We start from the raw sequence: 9,176 nt of genomic DNA, 5'->3' as shown, positions 1-9,176 counted from the left end.
AAAACTATGAAACCTGCCCTTACTAAAATTGCGCTCAAATGTCCAACTTAACTGGCGTGAGAGCGATTATGAAAGATATTAACGAAACCCTCAGAGCTAGTAAGGGACAGGAATTATATAATTTGAGTGCTGGCAATCCGTTGATTTTACCAGAGGTAGAACAGTTATGGCGGGATTGCACGGCAGATTTATTAGCTAGTTCTGAATATGGTGAAGTTGTTTGTCGTTATGGTTCTAGTCAGGGTTATGCACCATTAATTGAGGCAATTGTCAAGGATTTTAACCAGCGTTATGGGTTAAGTTTAACTGAGCGGAATATTTTAATTACTGCGGGTAGTCAAACTATCTATTTTTACGCTGCTAATGCTTTTGGTGGCGATATGGGTAATGGAGCGTTAAAAGAAATTGTGCTGCCATTAAGTCCAGATTATACTGGTTATGGCGGTGTGTGTTTATTTCCAGAAGCTTTGGTTGCTTACAAGCCTACTCTAGATATTGATGCAGCAGCGCACCGCTTTAAATATCGTCCTGATTTTAACCAACTTTCGATTACAGAAAATACTGGTTGTGTGATTTTTTCCCGTCCTTGTAATCCTACGGGTAATGTTTTAACTAATGATGAGGTGAACAAAATCACTGATTTAGCTGCACCTTATAATGTACCCGTGCTAATTGATTCAGCTTATGCACCTCCTTTCCCGGCGTTGAATTTTACAGAAATGACTCCGGTATTTGGGGAAAATATCCTCCACTGTATGAGTTTATCAAAGGCGGGATTGCCTGGGGAACGCATTGGGGTAGCTATTGGTGATGAAAACCTGATTCAAGTTTTGGAATGTTTCCAAACCAATGTGGGAATTCATTCGTCTCGATATGGTCAAGCGATCGCAGCTAGAGCGATAGAATCAGGTACATTAGCAAATATTGCGGAAAATGTGATTCGTCCTTTCTATCAGAAAAAGTTTGATGTGTTGGAAAGTACATTGGAAGCAGCAATGCCGAAAAATTTACCTTGGTTTTTACATCGTGGTGAAGGAGCGATTTTTGGCTGGTTGTGGTTGCAAGATTTACCTATGACTGATTGGGAATTTTACCAGGAATTAAAGAAGGTGGGTGTGATTGTTGTTCCTGGTAGTAGTTTCTTCCCTGGTTTAAAAGAAGAGTGGGAACACAAACACCAATGTCTGCGAATTAGTTTAACGGGTAGTGATGAAGAAATTACTATCGGTATGCAGCGTTTAGCGAAGGTTGCTGAACAGGTTTATCAAGTTGCGGCTGTAAGTGTGTAAGGAAAATGAACCACGAAGGCACGAAGAACACGAAGAAGAAGAAACCCGTAGGGGCGGGGTCTCCCCGCCCTCCTAAACCGACTAAACCAGTCCCCAGTCCCCAGCGACGCACTGAGCTTGTCGAAGTGTCCCCAGTCCCTAATCTTGATGATTGGCTGGAAATTGGTAAAATTGTCTCACCTCAAGGTTTAACTGGGGAATTGCGGGTTTATCCTAATACTGATTTTCCTGAACGCTTTGAAGAACCGGGAAAACGCTGGTTATTACGTCCAGGGGAAACGGAACTCCAACCTGTGGAGTTATTAAATGGGCGGTATCTGGAAGGAAAGAATCTCTATGTGATTAAATTGAAGGGAGTAAGCGATCGCCATCAAGCTGAAAATATGCGTGATTGTCGGTTTTTTGTGCCTGTGAGCGATCGCCCACAATTAGCCGAAGGTGAATTTCATGTGTTAGATTTACTAGGATTGCAGGTCTTTCTCCAATCATCTGGGGAATTTGTAGGAACGGTTGTGGATATCTTACCTTCCGGTCATGATTTATTAGAAGTTCAATTCGATTCTGCTTTTATTGCTAATAATGAAGAGTTGACCACTGACAAAGTACCAAAAAATGTTTTAATTCCCTTTGTCATGGAAATTGTCCCTATTGTAGATTTAGAAAATCGTCGAGTGGAAATTACTCCTCCCCCCGGTTTATTATTCATTAACAATTAGTGGCTAGTGACACCAATATTAATAGACTCAACACAGCTTATTTAGGGCTTGCTGGAAAATTTGTCTGTGAAGGCAGGGAACAGGGAAGAGTTTGCCAAGTTAGTTCGCTTTTCCCTGTTCTGAAGATTAACCCATTGGTGCAGATTACTGAATGGTTTTCCTAAGTGCTTAATTAAAGGTCTTTACTGATGTCCGCAATTAATTGATCTAGTTCGCTGATTTCACCTAATATATCCGGGTCGCTAAAAGATGCAAGTGCATCCGCATAGTCTTTGACGTTACCGTATTTTTGGTTTGCCAACTTAATTCGCTTTTCTACCTTATCAGACAGGTTGGAGATTTTATTGGTTAAGACTATTACCTCGGACAGACTCTGATTCTTGCTCTCTAACTCGGCTCTACTCAGTTGGAGATTTTTTAACTGAGTATTTAACGATAAAACATACTGGAGATATTTGTCATACTCTTCATAACTACCATCTATTACTAGCGGATTGGGACTATCATCCGATGCAATGAGCCAGGCTAAGAGTTTCTTCTCGTTCTCGGCACGTTTGAGCCTTTGCCTTTCACGTAAGTCGTCAAGTTGCTTCTGCGAAGCTTCTTCGGTGATATATAGACTCTTGATATCGTCATTGATTTTGTTGTATTCTTGCTGAGTTTCATTGCTTAATTTCTGAAAATCTGTGGCATTTTTCCTAGCATCAGTTTGAGTTTTTTGTAATTTACTCTCTATCTCTGCCAGTGTTGTTTTCCCATTCTCATAAGATAGATTTGGCAGTTTTTTAATCGCTGTTAATACACTATCTAACTCTACCTTCACATTAGATACATAGGACTGTAAAGTGCCACTGTAGTCTAAGGCCAACACGGGTGTAGGAAAGAAAAGTAAGGCAGATAGGATGAAAACTACTAAGGTTTTCAAGACAAACTTAACTGGACTTGGTAGGTTTTTCTTGATAAAGAATCTCATGTTTATACTCCGATAGTTTTGGGTTTCCACAAATTAACTCAGTAGTTTTTTGATTTAAGTTTAGATAGCAATAGATGGCAATAGATGACAAAGCACCAAAAAATGCTATCTATTGCACCTGTCCGATGTTTAACTGCTTCTTACCTAATACCTAGCATTCAATACTGTTATATAATTCCCCCATCTTTTATCTTTTACCGCCGCTGCTTCTACAGTTTTCACCTGTTTGTCAAGAGAATCAAAAATCCGTTTAGCTAATATAGGTGTTTGTTCTTTTGCTTGGTCAATTGAAGGTGATGCGACAATGTTAGCTCCTACTTTATTGTATGTATTTTTTGCTCCTACTAGATATTCCCGACAGACGCTATCTAAAGCTACCCATTGAGATAAATTTTTCACGAACAGCACCATAAATTCCGGGCTAGAGTATTCCTTAATTAGCTCCTCTGGAGATAATTCACCCTGATAATCTTGAACGGTATTTGATAAGTCTGAACTTTCAAGTTGCCTACAATATGTCTCGATTGAACGCCAGAAGAGTGTTGCATCAGTTAATGTGGACACTATTGCAGAGAGCGCGCGAATTGCATAATGGAAAGTTTGAACAGATTTTTCCGCCTCAGAAACAGCACTTTGCGCTTTCATAATTTCTGCTGCATATTGTTTAAGATCATTCAAATTGTCAAGGATTAACTGATTTTGCCTTTGCGAGTCTCTGATGTAGGTAGCATGAGTTTCCCGTAGAGCTTCCTCCTTAGGATCTCGAACTTTGATTCCGCAAAAGTTAGCGACCGCTTTAACAGCACCCATGAACCAGCCATCCTGGAGTTTAGCGACGCTGGCATAATATTCTTTGGACAGCTTATCCATGTCTTCTCTAAGCTTTTCACGTTGCGTTTCGGCTGCTGCCTGTTTTGCTTTAAAATCATTCAATTGTTTATTCAGGTTCGACTTCTCGCCTTCAGTCAGAGTTTTTAGGTTAATAGCATCTTCATTTACAACCTGGGATTGATTACCAAGTTCTGAAATCTTTGCCGCTAATTGCTCTGATTCATTAGCCATATCGCGGGCAAGGTCCGCACAATATTTTAATTTAATTATGGCTAACGTGTCTTTACGTTGTAATAACAATCCATAGATCTTAATTAAAGTTTTGGCGACTTCTTGGGAGCGAAGACCAAAAATGTCAAGTGTATTCATGCAATCACCAGAAATATCAAGCAGTGACTTCTGCAATCCAGACACTTTTGTCCAAACTTCTGTACCCGCTAAGGCGTTGTATGCCAAAAACATAAAATCCGCCGCATTTTCAAAGTTGGAAACCAAGGAATCAATGGACAATTTACCTAAAATATCCTGGCGAGATTCCAGCACTAATTGACTGCCGCTTGCTGGAAGATTTTGCACAGAATATACTTCTTGTTTACCGTTGATAGAAAGTGTGATCGATCCTGGTATTGAGTTGTTGTTAACTATTGTAATTTCACTCATTTGACTTACTCCATTAATGTGTGTGTTAACTAGTTAATACTTAGCTGGCATCATCTACTAATTACTAAATTAGTCAGGTTTTTACTGAATAGCTTTCCTAGCTTCCCAATGGAAGGTTATTAGTTAAATCGGCAATAAATTTATTTAGGGCTTGCTGAATAAATGTAAAACCTAGATAAATCAAGCGTTTTAGGTGGAAAAAATTAAATTGGATGTAAGGAATTAGCCTGAAAACGATCAAAACCTGCTCATTTTCTCAGGTTCGAGACCATTCTTGCCTCCTTCCTACTCCTCCTGATAGCGCAGCGTGGCGTTAGCCATACTCGTGCAGTTTTACCATTCTCATAAGATAGATTTGGCAGTTTTTTAATAGATGTAACTATGCCATCTATATCTACCTTCACAACAGATATATATGACTGTACAGTCCCACTGTAGTCTAATGCCAATATGGGTGTGGGAAGGAAAAGTAACGTAGATAGGATGAAAACTACTAAGGTTTTCCACACAAACTTGACTGAAGTTTGTAGGCTTTTTTGGAGCAAAAATTTCATTTTCATACTCTAATTTTTCTTGTTTATGACTGAGACAGGTAGTTTTTGGTTTTAATTTTAGAGTAGATATGGATGACAATAATAGACATCCATATCGCTTAAAAGTACAGATTAAAGTAAGCGATACAAAACTGTGCCTATTAATCGCCCTTTGTAAATGCTCTAGCTTACTGGTTGCGCTGAAACATTTATAGTCTGCATCTGCTTCCGAAAAGACTCAATTTCAGCATCTACAGCCGCAGCTTCATTTTGAGCAGATTTAAGAACTGCTTGAGCTAATCCAGCGACTTGGGCTGCTGCTTCGTCATCGGATGGTGGTTTTCCGACATTTTTATTTACCTTGCCATATACCTCGTTTACTGCTGTCAGATATTGATCGCAGACATTATTCAGTGCAACCCATTGAGCTATATTAACCAACGCCCCTTGGATGAAGTCCTCGCTAGAGTAGTAATCCTTCCGTTCCTCTAAAGTAAAACTACTTTGGATAAATTCAAGGTCTTCAGTAAAGCTAGTGCTTCCCAGAGTTTCTTTACAATAGTTCGCCATATTACGCCAGAACAGTGTTGTCTGACTTAATGCAGCTACAACTCCGCTGAGAGCTTCAATGGCAAATTGTAGACTTTTGATTGCCGTTTCTATATTCTTAGTGTCATCAGTGGTATATTTAATTTCCACTACATATTGTGCAAGATTAGCTAACGCTTCTCGGTTTTCTGCTGCCAGCTTATTTCTGTGTTCGTAGTATGCCATCTTCTGTTTCGACGCAGTGTCCGCAGCCGAGTATGACTGGCTCGATATTTGTTGAAGTTGCTGTGACACGCCGCTCAATCCTGATAAAACAGTTTTAACAGCTTCTTCTGCCGCTTTTAGCTTTTTATCAATATCAGCACGTTTTGCCTCAGCCGCAGCCTTTTGTGTTTCTGCGTCCGCCTTAGCCTGTGTTGGAGATTGAGGATCTTTGATAATTGCTTCAGCTTTTGTGATTTGAGCGTCGTTTTCTGTCTTCTCTGCAAAAATAGCGGTCTTTGCTGCCTCTTTATCTTGCAATTGCTTGCTGAGACTTTCCTTTTGTTGCACTATCTCTGGTGAAGGGGCTTGACCGCTTGGCTGATTACCACCTGATTGACTTCCTGGAAGTCCAACGGGGGACTTGATGGCGATCGCCGCTTGAATTCCCGCACCAACACCAGCAGCCAAAGCACCAATAGTGGCCCCAACTATTCCGGTAATGAAAGCGCGTTCACCTTCAACCTTTTCTCGCTCTCTGGCTTCTTCATATTCTTTTTGTGCAGCAACAAGGTCTGTTTGAATATTTTTCTGAAGCTCTACAGTTCTTGTCTGAAGGGTTTTGATCAGGTTAAGCTTTTCTTGTAGTTTTTTCTTGGTGTTTTGATCGGTCACCTTCTGAGTAATAGCTGCTTCCACGGCAGTCTGAGATTCATCAACAATCTTCTGAAAACGATCCGCTAGTTTTTGCGATTCATCCGCCATTTGCAAAGCCGTCTATCCACAACGTTGTAGTTGTTTTAGAGCCAACGACTCCTTACCCTTGACTAGCCATTTATAGGCACTAAACGCATCATCTACGACCGCACTAGACTTAGTTTTAAAAACCCCCATTGTTACAGTGGCTTCCATTGTGGCATCTAACAGGGATTTCTGTAATCCAGACACCGTTGCTTGGAGCGAGTCGTTTTTTCTTGCTGCTAAGGCATTATATGCAAGAAACATTAAATCGGCTGCATGATCCAACCCCTTCACCACTTCACGGACAGATAAATTGTTGAGAATTGACTTCTCAGATTCAAACACCAACTTAGAGGTACGTGCTGGTTTAGTATTAATCGAATATTTCTCTGTAACTCCTTTGTCAAACTGGAGGGTGATCGATAACTCCTTCTTCCGTTGATTTTCGGCTGCCTCGTCTAAAGATGTAACTAGTATTATTTCGCTCATTTTACTTACCTGGGAACTAATTTTTTTCTTGGTAACAATATTGTTCTGGAGTTGGGACTAAGTTAACTTCCATAGGCTAAAACCCTTACTAAGTAAGCTTTGGAGATTACAAATCCAAATAAGATTTCTAATATCTGAAAGCTTCTCTTAGCTTGCGTCCGAAGCTTTAGCCAAAGAAATTAGTCCAAACTCCAGTCAGCTTGTATCTTCCACTATGGTCAATAATGTTACACCAAATCTTCAAATAATGTAACAAATGGCATTTTTATCCCCCATTTCCGGTTTTTTGTCCCTGTAAGCGATCGCCCAGAATTAGCAGAAGGTGAATTTCATGTGATAGATTTGTTAGGATTGCAAGTCTTCATGCAGGAATCTGGCCAATTTATAGGAACAGTAGTAGATATATTACCTTCAGGTCATGATTTGTTAGAAGTCAAATTCGATGCTACTTTTTCTGAAGATAAAGCCGGAAAAACAATTTTAATTCCTTTTGTCATGGAAATTGTTCCTATTGTTGATTTAGAAACCCGTCGAGTTGAAATCACTCCTCCCCCTGGTTTGTTGTCAATTAATGATTAGTTCCTAATAATTAAATGTAGGTTGGGTGGACGCAAGGAAACCCAACATGATTAGCACTTGGGTCTTAACTATAAATCCTCCTAAATTTCATCAGGATTAATACCTAACTGACGCAACCTTTGAGCTAATATTTCCGCTTTTCTTTTCGCTTCAGTTGCTTCTTGTTCAGCAATAATAGCCCTTTCTGTCGCAGCAGCAGCTTCTTCAGTTGGTTCAGGAATTAATTCTCCCTCCAAAGTAAACCACCTTAACCACAACTTAGAAATCCCTCGAAATGAACCTTCCCACAATCCTAAACTTAACCCTAATTCGGGCATGGGTAAACGATTTGCAATCAAATTCATAGGTTCATAATGACCACCAACTAAATGAAATGCACGAAGTTCATTAGTGTAGCGACTAAAAACAATATAGTAAGGAATCCGCAAAATATTTTCATAAACTTCCCATTTTGTCGGAGGTTTATCTTTTGTAGTTTTTGTGTTTCCTAAATCCTCATCCTCTGTACCGGGAGATAATAATTCTACCACCACAAAAGGATTTACTTTTTCTTGCCAAGTGACATAACTTAAACGTAAATCTCTACCTTGGAATAACCGAGAAACTCCAACGACACCAAACCAATCAGGACGTTTATACCATAAAGGATGCTCCAGATCATAATAAAGATTCATATCAGCAGCACTAAAAATGAGTTCTGGACTACAGTTTAGAGGTTGAAAGGTGAGATATAAAAGTAAAGGTTGTAAAAAATGAAATTCGTCTGGTAAACCGGATTTTTCTGGATTTTCACTAGGTAAATCATACATTGTCGGTAGGTTTTCCCAAGGAGGAAGAGGAGGATCTGATTGATAAATCAGAGGAGGGGAAAAAGTCATAAATAAATTAAATAAATTTTGCTTCTTTCAATCCCAGTTTAGCGGATCTTATGATACAATTAAAAAATACCGTAAACTCTACAATATCCCCAAATTAAGGCATTTAACTCATGCTTTCTCAGATTTTCCAACAGAGACTGACAGATTTACTAGATAACATTACTCAAGACCAAAAATTACTTAAAGAATTTGAGGAAGAGTTAAGTGTCGAAGACAACCCCCGCATACTTAAGAAATATAAAAAAGAAATTAAACGACAAAAGGAATCTATTAATAACTATAGACAAGAATACACCGAACTAGAACAACAGTTAATTGGTATATCTGAACCACAAATGCAGGTGGTAGGAAATCAATTACAGTTAGTAGAAAGCCAATTACAGCAAATAGACGCAAAGTTAAATATTGTTCTTATTAATCATGATTCGTTATTAAATCGTTATAATGCTGCGGAACAATCCATCCTCAGAGTTATTATCGAACAGCTAAATCAAACTCAATTAGCTCTGACAGAAAATATATTAAATGCAGTAGCAGCTAATCAGGTATCTGAATCAGAAATGCACCAGATGTTGGCAGTGTTAGAGGAACGTATACCTTCTTTACCACCTAGCAGTCAAGCCGAAATTACAGAAATTATTAAATCTCCTCAATTAGATGCAAAACATAAAATCACAGTCACTTTTCCTATTGTTCCCTTGTTAGTTAATTATGAAGGTGAACTAGAATTAGGAACT

7 protein-coding genes and 2 pseudogenes are annotated in these 9,176 nt (G+C 39.1%); 4 read left to right on the top strand and 5 right to left on the bottom strand.

What is annotated here, in order from left to right:
• Positions 1-6 precede the first annotated feature (6 nt).
• Positions 7-1,289 (top strand): annotated as a pseudogene (locus FJR38_RS23300) (valine--pyruvate transaminase).
• Positions 1,290-1,294: 5 nt separating this feature from the next.
• Positions 1,295-2,005: a ribosome maturation factor RimM gene (rimM, locus tag FJR38_RS23295; RefSeq protein WP_168539712.1), complete on the top strand. Its 711-nt coding sequence runs from the start codon at positions 1,295-1,297 to the stop codon at positions 2,003-2,005.
• Between the two features lie 172 nt (positions 2,006-2,177).
• Here rimM (FJR38_RS23295) and FJR38_RS23290 read toward each other — a convergent pair whose 3' ends face one another.
• The 4 genes from FJR38_RS23290 to FJR38_RS23275 form a co-directional block, all read right to left on the bottom strand.
• On the bottom strand, positions 2,178-2,978 hold the full coding sequence (locus tag FJR38_RS23290; RefSeq protein ID WP_168539711.1) for a hypothetical protein: 801 nt from the start codon (positions 2,976-2,978) through the stop codon (positions 2,178-2,180).
• 144 nt (positions 2,979-3,122) lie between these two features.
• Positions 3,123-4,469: a hypothetical protein gene (locus FJR38_RS23285; RefSeq protein WP_168497072.1), complete on the bottom strand. Its 1,347-nt coding sequence runs from the start codon at positions 4,467-4,469 to the stop codon at positions 3,123-3,125.
• Between the two features lie 716 nt (positions 4,470-5,185).
• The gene (locus FJR38_RS23280; RefSeq protein ID WP_168539709.1) at positions 5,186-6,517 is read right to left on the bottom strand and encodes a hypothetical protein; all 1,332 of its coding nucleotides are present in this window, start codon (positions 6,515-6,517) and stop codon (positions 5,186-5,188) included.
• A gap of 12 nt (positions 6,518-6,529) precedes the next feature.
• Complete coding sequence (locus FJR38_RS23275; RefSeq protein WP_168539707.1) at positions 6,530-6,982, bottom strand: hypothetical protein; 453 nt, start codon at positions 6,980-6,982, stop codon at positions 6,530-6,532.
• Positions 6,983-7,261: 279 nt separating this feature from the next.
• Between FJR38_RS23275 and rimM (FJR38_RS23270) the strand changes: the two are divergent.
• A pseudogene (rimM, locus tag FJR38_RS23270) lies at positions 7,262-7,561 on the top strand (ribosome maturation factor RimM); the annotation flags it as partial.
• A gap of 80 nt (positions 7,562-7,641) precedes the next feature.
• Here the strand turns inward: rimM (FJR38_RS23270) and FJR38_RS23265 are convergent.
• Positions 7,642-8,439, bottom strand: a complete 798-nt coding sequence (locus FJR38_RS23265; protein ID WP_168539705.1) for a Uma2 family endonuclease — start codon at positions 8,437-8,439, stop codon at positions 7,642-7,644.
• A gap of 110 nt (positions 8,440-8,549) precedes the next feature.
• Between FJR38_RS23265 and FJR38_RS23260 the strand changes: the two genes are divergently transcribed.
• A partial coding sequence (locus FJR38_RS23260; RefSeq protein ID WP_254449538.1) for a hypothetical protein occupies positions 8,550-9,176 on the top strand: 627 nt, incomplete at its 3' end.

The sequence above is a fragment of the Anabaena sp. UHCC 0253 genome (genome assembly GCF_009712085.1).
Classification (GTDB): Bacteria; Cyanobacteriota; Cyanobacteriia; order Cyanobacteriales; family Nostocaceae; genus Dolichospermum.
The sequence above is the reverse complement of the archived record's forward strand: the minus strand, read 5'-3'. Positions and strand labels throughout refer to the sequence as shown.

Bases quoted from the DNA above. Each gene is read 5' to 3' on its own strand.
- rimM (WP_168539712.1), top strand. From the start codon at position 1,295: ATGAACCACGAAGGCACGAAGAACACGAAGAAGAAGAAACCCGTAGGG.
- FJR38_RS23290 (WP_168539711.1), bottom strand. From the start codon at position 2,978: ATGAGATTCTTTATCAAGAAAAACCTACCAAGTCCAGTTAAGTTTGTC.
- FJR38_RS23285 (WP_168497072.1), bottom strand. From the start codon at position 4,469: ATGAGTGAAATTACAATAGTTAACAACAACTCAATACCAGGATCGATC.
- FJR38_RS23280 (WP_168539709.1), bottom strand. From the start codon at position 6,517: ATGGCGGATGAATCGCAAAAACTAGCGGATCGTTTTCAGAAGATTGTT.
- FJR38_RS23275 (WP_168539707.1), bottom strand. From the start codon at position 6,982: ATGAGCGAAATAATACTAGTTACATCTTTAGACGAGGCAGCCGAAAAT.
- FJR38_RS23265 (WP_168539705.1), bottom strand. From the start codon at position 8,439: ATGACTTTTTCCCCTCCTCTGATTTATCAATCAGATCCTCCTCTTCCT.